Genomic DNA, 20,393 nt, shown 5'->3' with positions numbered 1-20,393 from the left:
AAACCATCAATCCAAGATGATTTTTTGAGCTGCAATAGCGAGGAGGTGATTCAATCATAAAAGCAAAATTACTTACTGTTACATTTCTAGGGTGTTTATAGTCATTTTATGTAGCGAAATGTAATTTTAGTTACAAAACTAAAAATGACAAAAAATTATACTGAGCATATGTAAAATGGGCTTTTTAAAAGAATGAATGCTTTAAAAAGATGATTATTCACCATATTTGATGGTAATTTAATCTATAGAGATGCAATTTCCGCAAAAAAATGATTTTGTTTACATAAGATAACAATAAGCTTTAGCTCTATTTATAAGAAATATTAGTTAGATAGCTTTAATTGACTCTTGCTTTTGCAGCAAAGAAGTCATGAAATTTAAAAATTAAGATTTTTAGAGCAATTTAGATATTGCTATATTTTTCAAATAAATTTAGCAAGGTTAGATTTTATTCTTCTATATTCTACATTTGTATAATTATTCTATTAAATTTTTGTGATCACTTGGCTTCAATGTCACAAAGAAACAGGATGAAGAAAATTATTCATCTGGTTTTCGTTTATAGAAGTAAAAACCTAGTTTTAACACAATATTTGTATGGCACTTTTTTCGAGTTGCTGATGTAAATTTATAAAAGTGAATATCAAATGTCCTGTTGGACAAGAGACTCAGGTATTTGCACTATATAATAGTCATTCAAAATGTTGTCGGGGTGTGCTGAGATGCTAAATAAGCTGAAAGATGTATTTAAAAGTTCTAAAGTAAAAGAGGAAGAGGCTTATCTGCAAGAACATGCGATTCAGTTCAATCCACAACAGGGCTATATTGTAGACGAAATTGTTCTAAATCAGGAATTGTCTGAACGGCTAGAATACTTTTCTAACCGTCGTTTAAATAAGTTTGATGATTTACAAGCTCTTTATTACGCAGCTATGTTAATTAATGAAAAAATTGATTTGGAAATTACACAGCAGAAATTTGTCGCACGTTTAGGCAATACGGAAGAAAACCTGCTCCAATTTAAAAGCATTGTAAAAAAACTGAACGATTACTATCGTAATTTTATTCGAGATAAATAGTCATCGAATATGAGTGAGGATAATTTTCTACCTCAAGCATGCTTTTTCAATGTAATCATCACGCATGTTGTCATCGCTATGTTGGATTCAGTGACTATATAACTGCATAAAAATTTTATGTACTTTTAGCTGCATGATAAGATTGTAATTAAGTGACTTATCTCTAAAAAGCGATCTACATGTTCGAACAAGAAATTGCTCAACTCAATCTGTCTAAGTTGAAAGCAGGTGACAAACGCTGGATTGGACAATTACAAGGTTCAGCCGCTGCACTATTATTTAAAGAAATCTCAAAACAACATCAGCAACTTTTTATTCTTGTTGCACGGAATAGTCAGCACTTAGCACAGTTGGAAAGTGAGCTTGAATTTTATGGGCTAAAGCCAACTATTTTTCCAGATTGGGAAATCTTACCTTACGACCGTTTATCTCCTCATCAGGATATTGTTTCGGAACGTTTGGCCATTTTATCTAATATGCCACAACAAGGGGTATTATTGGTTTCCGCCTCGACCTTGGCACAGCGTGTTGCACCAACGTCTTGGGTGTTGGGGGAACATTTTGATATTCAGATTGGACAAAAATTTGATATTGAAAAGCAAAAACTGCGCTTGATTCAAGCAGGCTATAATCTGGTCGATACCGTATATGATCATGGTGAATTTGCTGTGCGCGGTAGTATTATGGATATTTTTGCATCTGGGCAAAATTCACCAATACGAATCGACCTTTTTGATGATGAAATCGAAAGTTTAAAATTTTTTGATCCTGAAACCCAACGTACCACGCAAAACTTAGAAAAATTTAGTGTACTCCCTGCAAAAGAATTTCCATTAAAAGAAGCGCGTTCTTTATTTAGAGACCGTTATGCTGAAAGTTTTCCAACAGCAAATCCGAAAAAGAATCCAATTTATCAAGATGTACTGGAAGGAATTGCTTCGCCAGGCATAGAGTTTTATTTACCGCTTTTTTTCGATAAGTCTTTGATGCAAAGTCAAAGTACGCTTATGGCGTATTTACCACGGAATGGCATTGTCATTACAGATAATGGCTTAGATGAGGGGATATCGAGCTTCTGGAAAGAAGTTTTACGCCGTTATGAGGACCGTCGTCATAATGTTGATCATCCGATCTTGCCACCAGAAGAGCTATTCCTTTCACCCAACGTTGTTTTAGAGCAATTAAATAAATTTGCTCGTGTTATTGCATCAACTGAAGCTATAGAAGAACGTGCAGGTGCAATCAATTTAGATACTGAAACTCCACCACGTTTAGCGGTTGACCCTAAGCAAGAAAAGCCTTTTGCTGCTGTAAAGCAATATTTAGATGCAGTTATTCATCCAGTATTACTCGTCGCAGAAAGCGCAGGTCGGCGCGAAACTTTAAAAGATGCCTTGCGACCTTTTTTAGGGGATATTCCAAGTGTCGAGAGTTTTGCTGATTTTCAGCAATCTTTACAAGCAATTGCAATTACCAACGCGCCACTTGATCGTGGTCTGGTTGTTCGAGGGCAGTTGAGTGTAATTTCAGAAAATCAACTCTATGAGCATCGTGTAGTACAGCGCCGACGTAAACGTCAGCAAGAAGTTTCAGAAGAGTTTTTAATTAAAAGTCTGACTGAACTGAGTATTGGTGCACCTGTAGTGCATATTGATTATGGGGTTGGGCGTTATGCAGGTTTAATCACACTAAGTATTGATGAGCAAGAGCATGAGTTTTTGCAACTTGATTATGCCGATGCAGCCAAAGTTTATGTTCCTGTAACGAATCTACATTTAATCAGTAGATATAGTGGTGGTGATCCTGATTTAGCCCCATTACATAAATTGGGTACAGATGCTTGGAATAAGGCAAAACGTAAAGCTTTAGAGCAAATTCATGATGTGGCAGCAGAACTGCTACATATACAGGCACGTCGTCAATCTAAACCAGGCATCAGTTTTGAATTAGATCAAAGCTTATATATGCAATTTGCGAGTGGATTCGCATACGAAGAAACTTTAGATCAAGCCAATGCCATTGAAGCAACGCTGCATGATATGCAATTGGCCAAACCCATGGATCGTTTGGTCTGTGGTGATGTTGGCTTTGGTAAAACTGAAGTTGCTATGCGTGCAGCATTTTTAGCAGTCCAAAATAATAAGCAAGTCGCTGTGTTGGTTCCAACCACCTTATTGGCTCAGCAGCACTTTGAGTCATTCAAAGACCGTTTTGCAGATTGGCCAATTCGTATAGAAGTATTATCCCGCTTTGGTTCCAGTAAAACTCATCTCAAAATTATTGAAGATTTGGCTGAGGGTAAAGTCGATATTGTGGTGGGTACCCACAAGATTCTGCAAGAGAATGTGCAATTTAAGAATCTCGGTCTAATGATTGTAGATGAAGAACATCGTTTTGGTGTACGTGATAAAGAAAGAATTAAAGCAATGCGCGCCGATGTGGATATGCTGACGCTTACAGCAACGCCAATTCCGCGGACTTTGAATATGGCATTTAGTGGTATGCGTGATTTATCAATTATTGCGACCCCACCTGCACGCCGCTTAGCTGTAAAAACTTTTGTACAGGAGCACACGTCAGAATCAGTGAAAGAAGCCATTCTGCGTGAACTGCTGCGCGGTGGACAAGTTTACTTTTTGCATAATGAAGTTGAAACCATCGAAAGAGCGGCGGAAAGTCTTCGTGAACTTGTGCCCGAAGCACGCGTTGCGGTAGCGCACGGGCAAATGCGAGAGCGTGAACTTGAACAAGTTATGCAGCAGTTTTACCATAAAGAATATAATGTCTTGGTCTGTTCAACCATTATTGAAACAGGGATTGATGTCCCAAATGCCAACACAATTTTAATTGAACGCGCCGATAAGTTGGGATTAGCACAGTTACATCAATTACGTGGACGTGTTGGACGTTCGCATCACCAAGCTTATGCCTATTTGTTGGTGCCTTCCATTAAAGGACTAAAAGGTGATGCAGAAAAAAGACTCGATGCCATTCAACGTGCTGCAACCTTGGGTGCGGGTTTCATGTTGGCGACGGAAGATCTTGAAATTCGTGGTGCGGGTGAATTGCTGGGAGAGCAGCAAAGTGGTTCTATGCAAGCAATTGGTTATAGCTTGTATATGGAAATGCTTGAAAAAGCGACCAAAGCCATTCAGAAGGGTAAAACACCAAACTTTGATGCACCGTTGTCATTAACGGCTGAGATCAATTTACATATGCCTGCATTAATTCCAGATGATTATTTGGGGGATGTGCATCAACGACTTCTCTTCTATAAGCGTATTAGTAATACAGATCATCAAGAAAAACTCGATAATATTCGTATGGAATTGATTGATCGTTTTGGTATTCCACCACAACCTGTCAAGCAATTGTTTGCTGTACATCAGTTGCGTCTGAAAGCCGAACACCTAGGTATTACTAAAATTGATATTAATACCAATGGTGGCTATATTGAGTTTTCACAAGATACACCAGTGCAGGCGATGAGTATCATCAGTATGATGCAAAAACATCCGACCTTCTTCAGAATGGAAGGTGGTCAGCGCCTAAAAATCATGGTGATGTTGGAAGATTTTCAAAAAAGAATCCAATTTATTAATGAGTTACTTGATAGTTTGATTAAAGAGTTAAATTAGTCTCTAGAGCGTGCTTCTTTGGCTTGACTTTCTAAAAGTAAGATTGGAGTGATAGCCAAAGAAGCAATTGATTTATTTGGAAAAATTATTAAAGTGTTAAATGTGATCAATATCATATAAAATAGTGATTTATTTGTAATGAAACACCTTTTATAGAATACTCAGCTCTAGTTTGATGTGATAGTATTAACCATCATTCTAATTTTCCATCATTTATAAAGATATGTTTAGTTTGCATCCACAACTTGCTCAAGATACGTTTTTTGTAGGCGATTTTCCGCTTTCTACATGTCGTTTAATGAATGATATGCAGTTTCCTTGGCTTATTCTTATTCCACGTGTACCTGGAGTAACTGAGCTGTATGAATTGAGTCAGTCAGATCAAGAGCAGTTCTTGCGTGAGTCAAGTTGGTTATCTAGTCAGCTTGCACGTGTATTCCGTGCTGATAAAATGAATGTTGCAGCATTAGGTAACATGGTTCCTCAGTTGCATTTCCATCATGTTGTTCGTTATCAAAATGACGTGGCTTGGCCTAAACCAGTTTGGGGCACACCAGCAGTTCCATATACCAATGAAGTTCTTGCGCACATGCGTCAAACATTAATGCTTGCTCTACGTGGTCAAGGCGATATGCCATTTGACTGGCGCATGGATTGATCCCAGAAAATCTTTGTTTATGGATGAATTGTGATTAGATTCGGGTTCTGGAGTAGGTAGTGCTATCATTAAGCAATTGGATAGATAGAGACCCTAAGCATTTTGAATATCTTCATCGTGTGATGGGATATGCAATGCTATCTCTACTTTTAGTTGTTTATCACTACACATCCCCAGAAACCAAATATCAAATTTATGTACCAATTCTGCTTGGAATTGTGGCATTAATTCTTCCTAAACTTTCGAATTGGTTAGACTTCAAGTTTGGTTATCATACCAAGCGCAATACACTATTTGCGATTGATGTGGTTGTCATTGCGATTATGTTGTCGGCAGTACATTTAAGTTTGGTGCTGACTTTTACAGCAATTTTTGCAATTTTATTTTCATCTATAAATACAAAAGTTTCTTTTTTCTCAGCCATGCTCACTTGTGTGTTTGGTGTAGCTGTTTTTTATTTTGGTAATATTTTTATTTTTGGGTTTGGTGAGTATTTCGAACATACATCGGCAGAACTGACGGTTCTTTCATTTTTATGTTTAATCACCTATTTTGGTGTCGGAATTATTTATCAAAGCCGTCGCATTCGCTATATCCATACCAAGCGTGAATATTATTATAATCAGATGAATCGCTACATGGAGTTCGCAAATCAACTCAGTCGTTATGCGCCGTTACAGCTTTGGCAATCGATCATGAAAGGAGAGTCGGAGGCCAAAATTGAATATAAGCGTAAAAAAATGACAGTTTTTTTTTCCGATATTCAGGGTTTTACTGAGCTATCCGAAACGCTAATTCCAGATGATCTTGCATATTTACTTAATGATTACTTAAGTCATATGACTGAAATTGCCAAGCAATATGAAGGCACTGTCGATAAATTCATGGGCGATGCCATTTTAATTTTCTTTGGTGATCCAAATACACAAGGTGTAGAACAAGATGCAAAAACCTGTGTAGAAATGGCAATGGTTATGCGTCAGCAAATGAAGTTGCTTCGTGAGCGTTGGATTAAAATGGGTTATCCGCCGTTGCATATTCGCATGGGAATCAGTACTGGTTATTGTCACGTAGGGAATTATGGTGCTGCACATCGTATGGCTTATACGATTGTGGGTCGGGATGCGAATTTGGCAGCTCGCTTACAGAGTGCCGCAGCAGTTGACGAAATTTTAATTTCTGATGATACCTATAACCTGATTAAAAATGATTATTTGTGTGCGCCTAAATCACCAATTTATTTGAAAGGGATTCAGGGTCCTGTGAGAACTTGGCAGGTGATGGAGAAGTATACTTCTCAAAAAACAGATTACCAGCGTTGGTTTGATTATGAATACAAAGGTTTTCATTTATTGTTAAACTTGGATGAAGTGCAAAACTTTGAGTATCCTGAATTGATCACTGTTTTGGATAAAATGATTAAGCGTATTCAAACTCAACAAAAATTAACCAATTCCAAAGGTATTGTGAAGCTAAAGCTTGAAGATGAAGTGATTCAACCTATTGAAAATACACATACTCATTAAATTGAGATGCTGTTGAATGAATATCATTTTTGTATAAAAAGTTGAATAATAAAAAACCACGCGAATGCGTGGTTTTTTACATAAGAAATGGATTAGTGATTTTCTGAAGCATGGTTGATGGTGTATTTAGGAATCTCAATTTCTAAATCTTCATCTACAATTTCAACTTGACATGACAGGCGCGAGTCAGGTTCTAAGCCCCAAGCACGGTCTAATAAGTCAGCTTCAACATCATTCATTTCTTCAAGACTATCAAAACCTTTGCGAACAATCACGTGGCAAGTTGTACATGCACATGACATGTCACAGGCATGTTCAATTCGGATATTGTTCTTGAGCAAGCTTTCACATAAGTTTGCATTTTGTTCAACTTCAAACTCAGCACCTTCTGGGCAGAATTGCGCATGTGGAAGTACTTTAATACGTGGCATAATCTTTACCTTAATTAGTTTGAGTTTGACCAGTCTTCGAGTTTAGTGCCTTTTAATGCAGCATCAATATGTTGATTCATACGTAATGCGGCAAAATTATCACTGTGTATTTTAAGCTGTTCAATAGCTTGTTCAATAGCCTTGATATCATCACTTTGTAGTTGAGTCTCTAGCTGGCTTTTAGCAGTATTCAGCAGATTTAGTTGTTCAGTACTTAGAAGATGAGTATCAACTTTCAAGGCCTGAATCAAAGCTTCAAGTTCGCGTTGTGCTTCTACTTTGGTTTCTTGAAGGTGGCGAAGATTTTTATCTTCTTCAGCATATTTAAAGCCATCAAGTAGTAGTCGTTCGGTGTCTGATTCAGATAAACCGTATGATGGCTTAATATCAATTTGTGCGTGTACACCAGAAGTAGTTTCTTTTGCAGCTACAGTGAGTAAACCATCAGCATCGACTTGGAAAGTCACTTCAATACGGGCTTGTCCTGCGGTCATTGGCGGAATGCCGTGCAATACAAAACGACCTAAGCTACGGCAATGTTCGACCAAATCACGTTCGCCTTGTACCACGTGAATCAACATGGCGGTTTGACCATCTTGATAGGTGGTGAATTCTTGACGACGTGCAACAGGAATTGCAGTATTACGAGAAATCAGACGTTCAACTAAGCCACCCATGGTTTCTAAGCCGAGTGAAAGCGGGGTAACGTCTAAGAGTAATGAGCCATCAGTTGAGTTGCCAATTAATTGGTTAGCTGTAATAGATGCGCCAATTGCGACCACTTCATCAGGGTTAATGGTGCATAGAGGTTCTTGATTGAATACACTCTGAACTGCTTTTTTAACAGCATAAGAGCGCGTAGAACCACCCACTAAAACCACGTTTTGAATGTCATTGAGTTCTAATTTAGCATCACGCATGACACGTTTACAAACGCTGATGGTTTTATCAAGTGCAACTTGGATAATCGATTCAAAAGTCGGGCGATCAAGTTGTAATGATTGATCAAGAAGTTTGAGTTCGACTTCATTTGCATCTGATAAGGATTCTTTTGCTTTACGTGCTGCCACAACAAAATGTGCATATTCAGCATCATTAAGAAGTTCGATGTTTAGTTGTTTTTTTGCCCATTTCACAATCAGACGATCAAGATCATCACCACCTAATGCGGTATGTCCACCTGTTGCTAAAACTTCGAATACGCCTTGCGAAAAACGAAGAATAGAAACATCAAATGTACCACCACCCAGATCGTAAATTACATAGTTACGATCAGTTGCTAAATTGGTTTCTTGATCTAAGCCATAAGCAACGGCTGCTGCTGTTGGCTCATTCAATAAGCGTAGAACATTTAAACCAGCCAGTTGAGCGGCATCACGCGTTGCTTGGCGTTGAGCTTCATCAAAATAAGCTGGAACAGTAATAACGGCACCATTGACTGGATTTTTGAGACTTTCTTCAGCACGGTCTTTCAGTTGTTTTAAAATTTCAGCAGAAATTTCAACAGGAGTTTTACGACCTTGTGCAGTTTCGAAAGCTGGCATTTGATGGTCTTCACCCACAAGTGTGTAGGGGTGTTGAAATTTGATGTCAGCTTTAGAGCGTCCCATAAACCGTTTAACGGAAACAATGGTATTTTTAGGATCTGTTGTAATAAACGGTTTTGCATCATCGCCATACTGGGCTTGATGTTGAGTGTAATGAACGATAGAAGGAAGTAACACTCGACCTTGTTCATCGTTAAGAACTTTGGCTTTTCCTGAAAGCACAGTTGCGACTAAAGAGTGGGTTGTGCCTAGGTCAATTCCAATCGCGATACGGTGTTCATGAGGTGCACTTGATTGCCCCGGTTCTGCAATTTGCAAGAGTGCCATGCGTTACATCCTTTGAGCAGCAAAATTTAAAAAATTAGAAATCATCATCGAGATCGAAACTATCATCATCCAAGAAACGATCTTCAGCCCTGTCTATGTCAAGCATGACTTTTTGAAAGAAACGTAATTTCCTGACGGTGTCACGTGCTTCGGACCAATCTTCATCTGTGTAATCGATTTTGAATTCTCGAACTAAACCATCAATCCATTGAAAAACTTCTTTTTTAAGCGAGCTGAGATCTTCCGTTGAAGATGCTTCATCAAGTTGCTCACGTATTTCTAACGCAGATTGAAGAAATTCAAAGTCACTAATCGATTGATCTAAATGATGATCTTGTTTTTTGAGCGCTAACAAATAACCAGCACGGCTATCCACATGAGATAAAACCTTGAATGCTTGATTGATTTCACTTGATTTTATCAAGGCTTGATCTTTATCTTCAGCTTTATCAGGGTGATATTGTTGCTGCAGTTTTAAAAATTCACTTTTTAAACTTGCTAAATCAATATCGAGCGCTACTGGGAGGTTAAACAACTCAAAATGATTCATGGAAGATGGATCCGCAATAATTTCATGTAAATAAATAGAATTAAAACAGTGTAAAGACACTGTTTTAAGAAAGAGGGTAATGGGAGGTTAAACAGTGAAAGATTCACCGCAACCACATTCACCTTTTTTATTCGGGTTGTTAAATTCGAAGCCTTCGTTCAGACCATTTTTAACATAGTCCATTTCCATACCATCGAGATAGACTAGGCTTTTCGGATCTACAAAGACTTTAACACCGAACTGTACAAACATTTCATCATGTGTATCAACTTCATCAACGAATTCGAGTACATATGCTAAGCCTGAACAGCCAGAAGTTTTCACACCAACGCGAATACCTTCACCCTTACCGCGATTCTTTAAGTAATTGCTGATATGAGTTGCAGCATTTTCAGTTAAATTGATCATGAAAACTCCATTATTCTTTCACTGATTTTGAAACAATTAAGCTTTGGCTTGCTTGTTGCGATAGTCTTCGACAGCAGCTTTAATTGCATCTTCTGCAAGTACAGAGCAGTGAACTTTTACTGGTGGAAGTGCAAGCTCAGTTGCAATATCAATGTTTTTGATGGCTTGAGCTTGGTCTAAGGTTTTACCTTTTAACCATTCAGTCACTAAAGAACTTGATGCAATTGCAGAACCGCAACCATAAGTTTTAAAGCGAGCTTCTTCAATTACACCTTCGTCGTTAACTTGGATTTGAAGACGCATAACGTCGCCACAAGCTGGCGCGCCAACCATACCAGTACCAACATTTTCAGCGTTTTTATCTAAAACACCAACATTACGGGGGTTTTCGTAATGATCAATTACTTTTTCACTATATGCCATGATGCTTCTCCAAACCTCGGGGTCAGCGTTAATATTAATATGGGGTTGAATTCGGTTTAATCAATGAGATCATGCGAGATGATCTCATTGAAAGAGTAGAATTAGTGTTCAGCCCATTCGACTGTAGAAAGATCGATACCTTCTTTATACATATCCCAAAGCGGAGACAGTTCACGTAACTTATCAACAGCAGCTCGGGTCACGCTTAACACATGATCAATATCTTCTTCTGTGGTGTATTTACCAAAGCTGAAGCGAATTGAACTGTGAGCCAACTCATCAGAAAGACCTAATGCACGAAGTACATAAGATGGTTCTAAAGTTGCAGATGTACATGCAGAACCCGAAGAAACCGCAGCATCTTTGAGTGACATCATTAATGATTCACCTTCAACAAAATTGAAGCTCACATTTAAATAGTTAGCAACGTTTTGAGTTGGGTGACCATTAAGGAATACTTGTTCAAGATCTTGTAAGCCATTCCAAAGTTTGTCACGCAACACACGTAAGCGAGTTTGTTCTGCAACCAAGTTTTTGCCTGCAAGTTCAAATGCTTCACCCATACCTACAATTTGGTGTGTTGGTAAAGTACCAGAACGCATACCACGCTCATGACCACCACCATGCATTTGTGCTTTTAGGCGTACACGAGGGCTACGACGAACAAACAATGCGCCGATGCCTTTAGGGCCATAAATTTTGTGTGCCGAGAAACTCATTAAATCTACTTTTAAGGTAGACAAATCAATTTCAACTTTACCCGCAGCTTGAGCAGCATCAACGTGGAAGAAAATCTTGTTAGCGCGAGTAATTTCACCAATAGCAGCAACATCAGTCACGCTGCCAATTTCATTGTTCACCATCATCAGTGAAACAAGGATGGTATCTGGACGAATCGCTTCTTGTACCATTTCAGGGGTAATTAAACCTGTTTGTGGTAATGGTTCAAGATAAGTAATTTCAAAACCTTCAGCTTCTAGTTCGCGGCAAGTGTCTAAAATTGCTTTGTGTTCGATTTTACTGGTGATGATATGCTTACCTTTAGAAGCATAAAATTGAGCTACACCTTTTAATGCTAGGTTGTCAGACTCAGTTGCACCAGAAGTCCAAACGATTTCGCGAGGATCTGCTTTGATTAAATTCGCAACTTGTTCACGTGCATATTCAACTTTTTCTTCAGCTTGCCAACCGTATGCATGAGAACGTGAAGCCGCATTACCAAAAGTACCATCGAAAGTTAAACATTCCATCATGCGTTCTGCAACTTGAGGGTCTACAGGGGTGGTTGCTGCGTAATCAAGATAAATCGGACGTTTCATTTCAAATACTACCTGTAACCGATAAAAGGGCTGAATCAAAAGATGCTGTGTTTTGACGAATAGCAACGGTTTGTACGTTGTCACGAGCTACAAGATCAGCAAGTGTGATTTTAGCGAGATAATCGGCAATGTGGTGAGAGAGTTCTTGCCATAAATCATGTGTTAAACACATTGCACCATTTTGACAGTTGCCTTTGTGGTCACAACGTGTTGCATCTACAGTTTCATTTACAGCTTCAATAATTTCTAACACAGTGATATCTTCAGCGCTGCGAGCTAGGTGATAACCACCATTCGCACCACGAACACTAGAAACTAATCCATGGCGTTTTAACTTGGCAAAAAGTTGTTCAAGATATGCAACGGAAATAGTTTGGCGAGCTGCAATTTCGGCTAGTGTGATCGTTTGTTCAGTAGGCTGCAAAGCTAGATCAAGTAGAGCAGTCACCGCGTAGCGACCGCGAGTTGTTAAGCGCATGATTCGATACACATGTTTAGACTAGATGTGTAGATTCTATGAATCCTGACTAAAATAGTCAAGTTTTTTTAAGACCAATTCTTTTCTTTTAATTAATAATAAAAATAGTGATTTATGGAAGCCAAATATTATACACAAATAAACTAATCAGGAGTACTGTGATTACAAAAAAAGCAATGTTAATGCGCTTTTGTTTTTGTTCTAAGCGACGTATGCGATTTTTATATTGTTTTACTTCAACTTGGAGCGAGTTGATTTTAGAACGTTGCTGATCAATCTTTTCTAAGAGTGGGGCAACCCGTTTATTTGACGATGTAATATTTTCTTCGTCAACAGGCTCTAAAAACCATTGTTTCCAGTCGGCTAGTACTTTAGGTGCACTGAAAAGTAGTACTAAATCGCGAAATTCATCTTTAAGTGTAATGTCACCATCTATACGCATGGTTTTAATGCTGCGTCTGTTGGCAAAGATAAATATCTTAATTAAATCCATTAGCGTAGTTCTAACATCTAGATCTACTGCTTTTTCAGGTGCCTTCGTGTCAAACAAAATACCATGTTCGTTAAATTGGACATAAAAGTCGAAATAAGGGACGTAGCTATTCATTTTAATTGCGATTTTTTGATCTACGAATTTTTTGGCTTGAAGTGCAACCACAGCATCACGCTTAACCACAAAAGTAAAAATCGTTTCTAAAACAATCATGGATGTTGTCAGCAACAAATGTGGTTGATTTTGTCTTTGTTGCGAATCGCTCATAAAACCTAATCCTTGCGGGTAAAAAAGTCCTATCTCATTGTATGTGTTTGAGGACTGAAATTAATTGCATATTAAACCTGCTTTGTAGAACAGTTTTGCGAATCGATCAAGTGTTAAGTTTGCTATGATGAGTCTATTTATATAAATACAGTGTTGAACAGGACATAAAATAGGCAGGAGTGGCTTGAATGAATAAAACGACAAAAAAAGACGAAGATGATTTTGGAATTCCTACGGAAACAGCGAATAAAATAGCCTTAAGGCAGCGCTCAAAGTCAGGTTTGGATTTTAGAAAATATACAAAACAAATTTGGTTGGCAGGTTTGGGGGCATTTTCACGTGCCGAAGAAGAAGGAAATAAATTATTTGACTCTTTGGTCAAAGTTGGAGAGGAACTTGAGTCAAAAACAACAGAAATTGCAGATCAGACAGTAGAAAAGGTTTCTGAGAAAGCCAAAGAGTCTGTTGTTGATACTAAAGATAAGGTGGAAAAATTAATTGATCACAGTGTGCATCATTCGCTAAATCGAATTGGTTTGGTTACAGTGAAAGATATTCAACATTTGGAAAATTTGATTTTACAACTACATAGCAAAGTAGATGCGTTAATTCTAGAAAATGAACAATTGAAAGCAAAAATTGAAAAAAAGTGACAGATTTAGAGAGTTTCCTATTTTTTCCAGTCTAATTTACGATTAAATTTATAGAAAAGCTTAAGAGGAGTATTGCGTTCTCCCCTAAAGCATTGCTATAAAGGCGTTATGGTAATTTAAACTATATCCTTGAACCTTAAATAAACGATATTAGAGGACTTCATCTTCATGAATAAATCAGAATTAATTGATGCAATTGCAGAAAAAGGGGGATTGTCTAAGACTGATGCAGGTAAAGCCTTAGACGCGACAATTGCTTCAATCACAGAAGCGCTTAAATCAGGTGATACAGTTACACTTGTGGGCTTCGGTACTTTTAATGTAAAAGAACGTGCTGCACGTACAGGTCGTAATCCACAAACTGGTGCGACTCTTGAAATTAAAGCCAGCAAAGTTCCTAGCTTTAAAGCAGGTAAAGGTTTAAAAGATTCTGTAGCTTAATCTTTTAATGATTTACCAAACGCGCCTCCTTGGCGCGTTTTTTATTAATAATGCTGATTTGATGGCTAAACGCATTCATTCATATCAGGTTTTCGGGTAAAATGCGGCACAAATAAAATATTGGAATACTTATGGAATCTTTTCGTAAAGTTATTAAGGGCTGGTTGGGCAAAGTTTTGCTCATTTTGTTTTTGACCCCTTTAGCACTTGTAGGTATTGAAGGATATTTTAGTAGTGGTAGTTCTAAGGACACTGCAAAAACAGTGAATGGGCAAGAAATCAGCAATAAAGAGCTGGAAAACGCGACGAAGTCGTATAGTCAGCAATACTTATCTTATGTAAATGGTGATGAAACTTTGTTGAATCAGTCTTTTATTAAAGATAAAGCTTTAGAGTCATTGATTGCTCGTAACTTATTATTACAACAAGCAGAAAAATTAGGCATTTCATTGAGCGATGCTCAAATTGAGCAAATGATTGCACAACAACCAAGCTTACAAGAAAATGGCAAGTTTTCTGAAGCGCTTTATGCGAATTATTTAAAATCAGTGGGTTTAACGAGCCAGGTATTGATTGAAAATTTACGCCAAGATCATGCATTGAAGATGATGACATCAATGGTGATGGATTATGCCTTGGTGAGTAAGGTTGATATTCAGCAAATTGCGAATTTACAAACTGAGCAACGTACGATTCATTTGGCAAGTATCAAACTTGATGATTATAAAAAAGGCATTCAAGTTAGCCAGCAAGAAGTTTCCGATTATTATAACAAGCATAAAAATGCATTTAGACAAGTTGCAAGTGTTGATGTTGATTTTGTGGTGCTCAGCCCAGCAAACTTACCTGCGGTAAATGCTCAAGCTACGGATGCAGAATTACAACAAGCTTATGCAAAATTTGTTGAATCACAGAAGTCTACAGTTAAGCCTTCAGTGAAGCATATTCTTATTACGGCTGATTCGCGCTCAGATGCTGATGCGAAGAAATTAGCTGATAGTGTGGCTGCACAAATTAAAGCGGGTATGAGTTTTGCTGATGCTGCTCAAAAGTATTCTGATGACACTGACTCAAAATCAAAAGGTGGGGTTCTTGCTGTCTATGATAAAGGTGTATTTGGAGATGCATTTGATAAAGCTGTTGCGTCACTAAAATCAGGTCAGGTTTCAGCGCCAGTGAAAACCCAATATGGTTATCACATTATTTCTGCTGAAGCGCCTGCAATGAAATTGCCATCTTTTGAAGCTGAAAAGCCGCGTTTAATTGCTGAAGTGCAAAAGGCGAAAACGGCGAATGCATTCTCTGATACTGTAAATAGCTTGAATGAAATGGTGGTGGGTAGCGATGCACTCGATACTGTAGCTCAAGAAGTTAAAGGTGTGCAGGTTCAATCAATTAAAGGTTTAACTTTAGGCATGCAGCATCCAGTTTTAAGTGAAGCAAATGTAAAAGCTAAACTCTTTAATGATGATGTAAAAAATGGTGATCGTAATGCTTCAAGTAACATCCAATTAGCGAATGGTGATGTTGTTTGGGTAAAAGTACGTGATTATCATGCAGCTGGTGAACAAACTTTAGCTGAAGCAAGCGCGCGCGTGAAAGCAAAATTGATTGAGTTGAAGGCTACGGCTGCGGCTAAAGCAAAAATTCAAAAAGCATTGGATGAGTTTAAAACTCAACCAGCTGCAACGGTTCTGGCTAAAAATCAATTAAGTTTTGAAGATGCAGGTGTGTTTACCCGCTCACAAGGTTTAAAACGTCAGATTGAACGTGCGGCATTTAGTGTTCCTGCACCTAAAGCTGGTATGTGGTCAGTAACAACTGCTTCTTTACCAAATGAGTTTGTTGTGGTTGCAATTTCTAATGTGAATAAGACTGCTGCAAATGCTTTAGCACCAGAGCAGTTGACTGAGTTGGCGAAGCTTTATCAACAACTTCGTGGTCAGCAAGAGCTTGATGACTACACTCAATATTTAAAAAGCCAAGCGAAGATTAAATAAAATACGGTAATAAAAAAACCAGCCTAGGCTGGTTTTTTTATGGCTATTAAATTATGAAATTATTCAGCGCGAAGAATAATCTCATAGCCCGTATATTTACGGATGTTAATCACACCTGTATCGAGCAGTAAATATTGTCCTTTAATCCCTTGCAGCTTGCCGCGAATGATTGGGGTTTTATCCAAATTGTGCGACTTAATCTTTTCAGGATAGTGTTCGACAGGATAAATAAACTCACGAGGCTGTTCATTTTCAAGCAATTCAACAGTTTCATTGAATTCAAGATTCTGGCTAAATTCATCTCGTATGGTTTGAATTTTAGGTGAAAATTCTTCAATCAATTGCTCACGTACTTCAAGTAAGTTGACAGGTTCAGCTTCACCTTTAAGAAGTTTGCGCCAGTCAGTTTTATCAGCAACTTGAGTTCCAAACATGATTTCGAGTTGACCAGATAAGCGACGAGAACCCACTTTCATAATTGGAATAGCCTGAGTAGCACCTTGGTCCAACCAACGTGTTGGCATTTGTCCAAGTCGAGTGATTCCTACTTTTAAAGCGCTAGAATTGGCCAAATATACAATATGGGGTTGAAAACAGACTTCATGCGCGAAACTATCTTCACGGCATGTACCTAGATGATAGTGGCAGGTTTCTGGTTTCATAATGCACATGTCGCAAGATGCTTTGGTTTTAAAACATTTAAAACAATGCCCTTGAGAATAAGACTTCGGTGTTTTGCTGTCGCAAGAAACACAGTAAATATTTCCAGTCCACTCCAACTCAATTTCTTGACCTAAACTGAATGGAAGCTTAATTTCTGCACGATCTAGAATAAATTTATATTCAACATTTGCCTTGCGAGTCTGTTGATCAGTTACACTAAGGTCCTTGAGACCTGCATGCATTTTATGACAAATGCCTTGTAGTTCCATGAAAAGCTCACTCAAATAATAAGGATGCAGTTATGGCTGAACAGAATGTCATCACTTCTATGCTAGACGATTTATCTCAGGAACAGCCTATTCAAACTGCATTGTGTATTGGTCAAAATTTAGAACAATATGACCAGAATCAATCAATTCGTTGGACTTATTTTAACGTAACTGAGTTTCTAAGTCTGCCTTTTACGCAACGTTATGATTTGGGTTTTGTTGTACTCGATAATCTAGAGATGAGCAGTTTATCAGATACGACCAAAGCACAATTTTTAGTCAGGTTGCGTGATTTAATGGCGAAAAAGTTGGTTGTGGTCACGAATGAGCAAGATCATAAATTAATGCGTTCACTTGGTTTTACCCAACTCATTGAAAAGTCAGCGCAGGGTCATAATCTGGCAATCTGGCAATTCAATATTCTAAACTACAAACATGTCCCAGATTGGTTTAACTCTAAATACTGGGCGAATCCTGAAAACTGGAATAAATTTCGTTGGTAATTTTTCAGTTCGGGAAACAATTGTAAAAATGGGCTTGTGCTTTTTAAGTTTGCACAAGCTCATTATTTATTTTGCCAATGAGAATTTTCATCTTTTATAATAAGCTGCTTTCCTTTTTTGACATTTGTCACACATCTTCCTTATATGATGCCTTTACTTACTGATTCCTTGCAAAATCAGCCTTTTTCTATTTTTCTAGAATATTTGCCGACCAAGCACACACAACCTGTCCCATCGTGCATAGCTGGCTATCCAGTGACCATGACGATTGCTGATCGTGTGCGTAGTGATGATGATCCAGAGCCATTAGTAATTGCTCAAAATTATGCGGCTGAGATCCCGAAAATTTTACATTTTTCTGGTAAAGGGCGAGACATAGCAGATTTTAATGAATTTATTCAAGCGATACAGGAACAAGGATATTCGAATGTATTGTTACTGACAGGTGATAAATTAAAGCATCATCAAAATGGTCAGGATATAAATTTTCCACGGACACGTTATTTGGAATCCGTGAATGCTGTGATGCAGGCCAAAAAGCTTGCGCCTCAAATAAAAGTTGGGGTGGCGCTGAATCCCTTTAAATATGCAAAAGCTGAGCATGATGCCCAATATTATAAATTGGATAAAAAAGTGCTGGCAGGGGCAGACTATGTTGTCACTCAGTTAGGCTTTGATTTGGATGCATTAAAGGAAGCGAAGCAATATTTAGAAAATCAGCATTCACAGGTGGATTTGTTTGCTTGTGTAATGCCATTAACAGCAGCGCGTGCAGAATTTATGGTCAAGCAAAAAGTTGCAGGCATTGTTTTGACTCCGCATCTTTTACAGTTGCTTAAACGGGAGCAGAGTGTAGATGCTGCCATTGCAGAACAGAATGTTTACGCACGTTGTGCTTTGCAGATTTTAATTTGCCGTTCTTGGGGATTTGCTGGAGTGCACTTATCCGCCTGTCATAAGCCCGAAGAGCAAAAAAAATTAGAACAGGCGCTTGAGCGTTTTCAGGATTTTAGTTTTGATCAGTGCATGCGGATATGGAATGAACTGCATCAATTGAAGTCGGGGGATGAACTTAAGTCTAAGCCTGATGTGTTTCAAAAAAAACCATCTACGGAACAGGTGCTCAAGTATAAAAGTATGCAATTTATGCATGACTCAATGTTTGACTCCAAGATTGCGCGGAACGTAGGAAGCAAATTTTTTAATCCTAAGCTTTGGTCTGGTCATTTTGCCAATAAATTACTTATAAAGTCTGAATACTTGTCCAAACATGGTGTCGTAGGCTGTGAAAGTTGTGGTCAGTGTCGCCTTGCAGATACTTTATATATCTGTCCTGAAACTTGTCCTAAAGGCTTAGCAAATGGGCCATGTGGAGGCACAACTTTAGATCGTTGTGAGTTTGGAGATCGAGAGTGTATTCATTCGATAAAAGCACGTTTAGCACAGCAAGTGAATCAAATTGATGTGCTTAAAAAGCGCATGATTGATACTGTTTCAATTGAGTCGCGAGGCACGAGTTCTTGGGTAAATTGGTTTAACCCTATATAAAAAACACGCCGAAGCGTGTTTTTTAAAGCGATCAGGATTAGAAGTTATATTCCATACCTGTTCCGATTACAGTGCGTTTGTCGTCATCACTTAACCAATCGCGTTTTTGTTGTGCTACGATGCCGTAGAAACGTGCTTGTTTGTTAATTTTGTAGTCTAAACCAATACCATACTGGTCAATCGTACGATCGTCGTGACCATCACGTGCAGTTTTTGCTGATTGGTATTGTCCTTTTACAGCAAAAGGTGTGTTGCCGATTTTGTAAGTAACTGCTGTAATCCAAGAGTCTTCTTCTAAGCCTTTGTAGTTTGCAGTAATTGCAGCACCAGTTGTCGCATCTGTTTTACCAGTGTTATAAGCAGTTAAGTCATCTTTAGGTTCAGCATGTTGCCATAAGCCACCTAGTACAAGACCTTTAAGACCAATAGTGCTGAAATCATAAGAACCTGTCACACGGTAAGCATCAGAGTAAATATCTTTTAAGCTGTAAGCATTGTATTTGCCTTGGATACCTGAGTTACCAGCAACTGCTAGTGCTAGACCTAAATCTTTATTTTCATAGTTGATTGAAGCTGAAACAGCATCACCAAAACCGTCACGTTTATCATTATTACCTGTTGAACCAGTTGTTACACTAGAAGAACTTTCACCTTGTTGGAACATTACATTGAATGATAAGCCAGCAAGTAATTTAGGGTCAGATTCAAAACCAACGACGTTGTTTGAACGTTCTTCACCATACATGGTGTTGGTGATATCTAAAATTGTGTGGTCATTGAAGATATCTTGATTATTGCCAGCAGCAGTTTTGAAGTAAGAGTCAAATTTACCTACTTTTAGCGCGCCGATACCATCAGTTTTTAAACCGATGAAGCGGTTACGCGCACTAAGGTCTGTATCAGAACCAGAACCATCAGTTGCGATTGCCCATTCTGCTAAATAGATTGCAGATAACTTTTCTGTTAATTTTTCTTCGCCTTTGATGCCGATGCGTGAAGCATTTGAGTTGATTTCAGTGACATCACTCTTACCATCAAAACTTTTGTTATCAACATTGTCGATCGATACATTCAGTTTACCGTACAATGTTGGCGCTGCCTGTGCTGCGTTTAAGCTTAAAGTTGTGACTGCTGCAGCAAGTAGCAATTTTTTCATTGAGATTTCTCCAAAA

At 38.2% G+C, this 20,393-nt stretch carries 19 protein-coding genes; 9 read left to right on the top strand and 10 right to left on the bottom strand.

Translation table 11 applies throughout. The features are described from left to right. The first annotated feature begins 722 nt into the window (after positions 1 to 722). The 4 genes from DCO44_RS08215 to DCO44_RS08200 all read left to right on the top strand — a co-directional run bounded on the left by DCO44_RS08215 (position 723) and on the right by DCO44_RS08200 (position 6,901). Positions 723 to 1,079, top strand: a complete 357-nt coding sequence (locus DCO44_RS08215) for a hypothetical protein (RefSeq protein WP_116760844.1) — start codon at positions 723 to 725, stop codon at positions 1,077 to 1,079. 179 nt (positions 1,080 to 1,258) lie between these two features. Continuing rightward, positions 1,259 to 4,717, top strand: coding sequence for a transcription-repair coupling factor (mfd, locus tag DCO44_RS08210; protein ID WP_116760842.1), 3,459 nt, complete (start codon positions 1,259 to 1,261; stop codon positions 4,715 to 4,717). A 223-nt stretch (positions 4,718 to 4,940) separates the two neighbouring features. Then, positions 4,941 to 5,375 (top strand): HIT domain-containing protein, encoded by a 435-nt coding sequence (locus DCO44_RS08205; protein WP_116760840.1) that lies wholly within the window; start codon positions 4,941 to 4,943, stop codon positions 5,373 to 5,375. A gap of 122 nt (positions 5,376 to 5,497) precedes the next feature. Further along, positions 5,498 to 6,901, top strand: coding sequence for an adenylate/guanylate cyclase domain-containing protein (locus DCO44_RS08200; RefSeq protein ID WP_116760838.1), 1,404 nt, complete (start codon positions 5,498 to 5,500; stop codon positions 6,899 to 6,901). Positions 6,902 to 6,993: 92 nt separating this feature from the next. Here DCO44_RS08200 and fdx read toward each other — a convergent pair whose 3' ends face one another. From fdx to DCO44_RS08160, 8 genes are all read right to left on the bottom strand, one after another. Next, positions 6,994 to 7,332, bottom strand: a complete 339-nt coding sequence (gene fdx, locus DCO44_RS08195; RefSeq protein WP_116760836.1) for an ISC system 2Fe-2S type ferredoxin — start codon at positions 7,330 to 7,332, stop codon at positions 6,994 to 6,996. A 14-nt stretch (positions 7,333 to 7,346) separates the two neighbouring features. Further along, entirely contained in the window at positions 7,347 to 9,206 is a 1,860-nt protein-coding gene (hscA, locus tag DCO44_RS08190) for a Fe-S protein assembly chaperone HscA (protein WP_116760834.1), read from the bottom strand. A 34-nt stretch (positions 9,207 to 9,240) separates the two neighbouring features. Beyond that, positions 9,241 to 9,756, bottom strand: coding sequence for a Fe-S protein assembly co-chaperone HscB (gene hscB, locus DCO44_RS08185; protein ID WP_116760832.1), 516 nt, complete (start codon positions 9,754 to 9,756; stop codon positions 9,241 to 9,243). Positions 9,757 to 9,843: 87 nt separating this feature from the next. Further along, complete coding sequence (iscA, locus tag DCO44_RS08180; RefSeq protein ID WP_116760830.1) at positions 9,844 to 10,164, bottom strand: iron-sulfur cluster assembly protein IscA; 321 nt, start codon at positions 10,162 to 10,164, stop codon at positions 9,844 to 9,846. Positions 10,165 to 10,200: 36 nt separating this feature from the next. Next, positions 10,201 to 10,587 (bottom strand): Fe-S cluster assembly scaffold IscU, encoded by a 387-nt coding sequence (iscU, locus tag DCO44_RS08175; RefSeq protein WP_116760828.1) that lies wholly within the window; start codon positions 10,585 to 10,587, stop codon positions 10,201 to 10,203. A 101-nt stretch (positions 10,588 to 10,688) separates the two neighbouring features. Next, positions 10,689 to 11,906: an IscS subfamily cysteine desulfurase gene (locus DCO44_RS08170; RefSeq protein WP_116760826.1), complete on the bottom strand. Its 1,218-nt coding sequence runs from the start codon at positions 11,904 to 11,906 to the stop codon at positions 10,689 to 10,691. A 1-nt stretch (position 11,907) separates the two neighbouring features. Continuing rightward, on the bottom strand, positions 11,908 to 12,384 hold the full coding sequence (locus tag DCO44_RS08165) for an Rrf2 family transcriptional regulator (protein WP_016166295.1): 477 nt from the start codon (positions 12,382 to 12,384) through the stop codon (positions 11,908 to 11,910). Positions 12,385 to 12,496: 112 nt separating this feature from the next. Further along, positions 12,497 to 13,144 (bottom strand): hypothetical protein, encoded by a 648-nt coding sequence (locus DCO44_RS08160; RefSeq protein ID WP_116760824.1) that lies wholly within the window; start codon positions 13,142 to 13,144, stop codon positions 12,497 to 12,499. Positions 13,145 to 13,332: 188 nt separating this feature from the next. Here DCO44_RS08160 and DCO44_RS08155 point away from each other — a divergent pair, with 188 nt between their 5' ends. From DCO44_RS08155 to DCO44_RS08145, 3 genes are all read left to right on the top strand, one after another. Next, positions 13,333 to 13,797, top strand: a complete 465-nt coding sequence (locus DCO44_RS08155) for a phasin family protein (RefSeq protein ID WP_116760822.1) — start codon at positions 13,333 to 13,335, stop codon at positions 13,795 to 13,797. A 168-nt stretch (positions 13,798 to 13,965) separates the two neighbouring features. Further along, positions 13,966 to 14,238, top strand: coding sequence for an HU family DNA-binding protein (locus tag DCO44_RS08150; RefSeq protein WP_004697018.1), 273 nt, complete (start codon positions 13,966 to 13,968; stop codon positions 14,236 to 14,238). A gap of 131 nt (positions 14,239 to 14,369) precedes the next feature. Then, positions 14,370 to 16,238 (top strand): SurA N-terminal domain-containing protein, encoded by a 1,869-nt coding sequence (locus tag DCO44_RS08145; RefSeq protein WP_116760820.1) that lies wholly within the window; start codon positions 14,370 to 14,372, stop codon positions 16,236 to 16,238. A 59-nt stretch (positions 16,239 to 16,297) separates the two neighbouring features. Here the strand turns inward: DCO44_RS08145 and DCO44_RS08140 are convergent, their stop codons facing one another. Then, positions 16,298 to 17,170 carry a DUF2797 domain-containing protein gene (locus tag DCO44_RS08140; protein ID WP_116760818.1) on the bottom strand — a complete coding sequence of 291 codons (873 nt, stop codon included), beginning with the start codon at positions 17,168 to 17,170 and terminating at the stop codon, positions 16,298 to 16,300. Positions 17,171 to 17,202: 32 nt separating this feature from the next. On the opposite strand from DCO44_RS08140, the gene DCO44_RS08135 reads away from it, so the two are divergent. Further along, positions 17,203 to 17,673: a DUF6231 family protein gene (locus DCO44_RS08135; RefSeq protein ID WP_116760816.1), complete on the top strand. Its 471-nt coding sequence runs from the start codon at positions 17,203 to 17,205 to the stop codon at positions 17,671 to 17,673. 147 nt (positions 17,674 to 17,820) lie between these two features. After that, positions 17,821 to 19,221 (top strand): methylenetetrahydrofolate reductase C-terminal domain-containing protein, encoded by a 1,401-nt coding sequence (locus DCO44_RS08130; protein ID WP_116760950.1) that lies wholly within the window; start codon positions 17,821 to 17,823, stop codon positions 19,219 to 19,221. 37 nt (positions 19,222 to 19,258) lie between these two features. Here DCO44_RS08130 and DCO44_RS08125 read toward each other — a convergent pair whose 3' ends face one another. Further along, complete coding sequence (locus DCO44_RS08125; RefSeq protein WP_116760813.1) at positions 19,259 to 20,377, bottom strand: porin; 1,119 nt, start codon at positions 20,375 to 20,377, stop codon at positions 19,259 to 19,261. Between the last annotated feature and the right edge of the window lie 16 nt (positions 20,378 to 20,393).

Source organism: Acinetobacter sp. AM, assembly GCF_003105055.1.
In the GTDB taxonomy this organism is placed as follows: Bacteria; Pseudomonadota; Gammaproteobacteria; order Pseudomonadales; family Moraxellaceae; genus Acinetobacter; species Acinetobacter tibetensis.
This window is presented reverse-complemented; position numbering and strand designations above follow the sequence as displayed.

What these genes read in the sequence shown, in the direction of transcription:
- DCO44_RS08215 (WP_116760844.1), top strand. Translation starts at nt 723, where the DNA reads ATGCTAAATAAGCTGAAAGATGTATTTAAAAGTTCTAAAGTAAAAGAG.
- mfd (WP_116760842.1), top strand. Translation starts at nt 1,259, where the DNA reads ATGTTCGAACAAGAAATTGCTCAACTCAATCTGTCTAAGTTGAAAGCA.
- DCO44_RS08205 (WP_116760840.1), top strand. Translation starts at nt 4,941, where the DNA reads ATGTTTAGTTTGCATCCACAACTTGCTCAAGATACGTTTTTTGTAGGC.
- DCO44_RS08200 (WP_116760838.1), top strand. Translation starts at nt 5,498, where the DNA reads ATGGGATATGCAATGCTATCTCTACTTTTAGTTGTTTATCACTACACA.
- fdx (WP_116760836.1), bottom strand. Translation starts at nt 7,332, where the DNA reads ATGCCACGTATTAAAGTACTTCCACATGCGCAATTCTGCCCAGAAGGT.
- hscA (WP_116760834.1), bottom strand. Translation starts at nt 9,206, where the DNA reads ATGGCACTCTTGCAAATTGCAGAACCGGGGCAATCAAGTGCACCTCAT.
- hscB (WP_116760832.1), bottom strand. Translation starts at nt 9,756, where the DNA reads ATGAATCATTTTGAGTTGTTTAACCTCCCAGTAGCGCTCGATATTGAT.
- iscA (WP_116760830.1), bottom strand. Translation starts at nt 10,164, where the DNA reads ATGATCAATTTAACTGAAAATGCTGCAACTCATATCAGCAATTACTTA.
- iscU (WP_116760828.1), bottom strand. Translation starts at nt 10,587, where the DNA reads ATGGCATATAGTGAAAAAGTAATTGATCATTACGAAAACCCCCGTAAT.
- DCO44_RS08170 (WP_116760826.1), bottom strand. Translation starts at nt 11,906, where the DNA reads ATGAAACGTCCGATTTATCTTGATTACGCAGCAACCACCCCTGTAGAC.
- DCO44_RS08165 (WP_016166295.1), bottom strand. Translation starts at nt 12,384, where the DNA reads ATGCGCTTAACAACTCGCGGTCGCTACGCGGTGACTGCTCTACTTGAT.
- DCO44_RS08160 (WP_116760824.1), bottom strand. Translation starts at nt 13,144, where the DNA reads ATGAGCGATTCGCAACAAAGACAAAATCAACCACATTTGTTGCTGACA.
- DCO44_RS08155 (WP_116760822.1), top strand. Translation starts at nt 13,333, where the DNA reads ATGAATAAAACGACAAAAAAAGACGAAGATGATTTTGGAATTCCTACG.
- DCO44_RS08150 (WP_004697018.1), top strand. Translation starts at nt 13,966, where the DNA reads ATGAATAAATCAGAATTAATTGATGCAATTGCAGAAAAAGGGGGATTG.
- DCO44_RS08145 (WP_116760820.1), top strand. Translation starts at nt 14,370, where the DNA reads ATGGAATCTTTTCGTAAAGTTATTAAGGGCTGGTTGGGCAAAGTTTTG.
- DCO44_RS08140 (WP_116760818.1), bottom strand. Translation starts at nt 17,170, where the DNA reads ATGGAACTACAAGGCATTTGTCATAAAATGCATGCAGGTCTCAAGGAC.
- DCO44_RS08135 (WP_116760816.1), top strand. Translation starts at nt 17,203, where the DNA reads ATGGCTGAACAGAATGTCATCACTTCTATGCTAGACGATTTATCTCAG.
- DCO44_RS08130 (WP_116760950.1), top strand. Translation starts at nt 17,821, where the DNA reads ATGCCTTTACTTACTGATTCCTTGCAAAATCAGCCTTTTTCTATTTTT.
- DCO44_RS08125 (WP_116760813.1), bottom strand. Translation starts at nt 20,377, where the DNA reads ATGAAAAAATTGCTACTTGCTGCAGCAGTCACAACTTTAAGCTTAAAC.